This window comes from Streptomyces sp. SID12501 (assembly GCF_010550245.1).
Lineage (GTDB): Bacteria > Actinomycetota > Actinomycetes > Streptomycetales > Streptomycetaceae > Streptomyces.
In genome coordinates this window covers 1-401 of record NZ_JAAGLU010000949.1, presented here as the reverse complement: position 1 = coordinate 401, position 401 = coordinate 1, and the positions used below count along the sequence as shown (strand labels likewise).

The 401-nt window shown below is 70.3% G+C and carries 1 protein-coding gene; it reads right to left on the bottom strand.

Annotated elements, in window-relative coordinates; genetic code table 11:
* Positions 1-401: ATP-binding cassette domain-containing protein (locus G3I71_RS49275; protein WP_164325507.1), on the bottom strand; the 401-nt coding region annotated here is incomplete at both ends.

Here is a 401-nt window from a genome sequence, read left to right as displayed (position 1 = left end):
AAGGTCCGGCCGCCGAGGCGCGCCTTCAGCTCGTCGACCTTGCCGTTCGCGATGACCCTGCCCTTGTCGATGACCGTCAGCTCGCTGGCGAGCTGCTCGGCCTCCTCCATGTACTGGGTGGTGAGCAGGACGGTGGCCCCCTCGGCGACCATCCGCTGCACCTCGTCCCACACCTCGTTGCGGGTGCGGGGGTCCAGACCGGTGGTCGGCTCGTCCAGGTACAGCACGGCCGGCCGGCCGATCATGGAGGCGGCCAGGTCCAGCCTGCGGCGCATACCGCCGGAGTAGTGCATGACCGCCTTCTTGGCGGCCTCCGTCAGCGAGATCCGCTCCAGCAGCTCGTCGGCGCGGGACCGGGCCTCCTTGCGGGGCAGGTCGAGCAGCCGGCCGATCATGTAGAG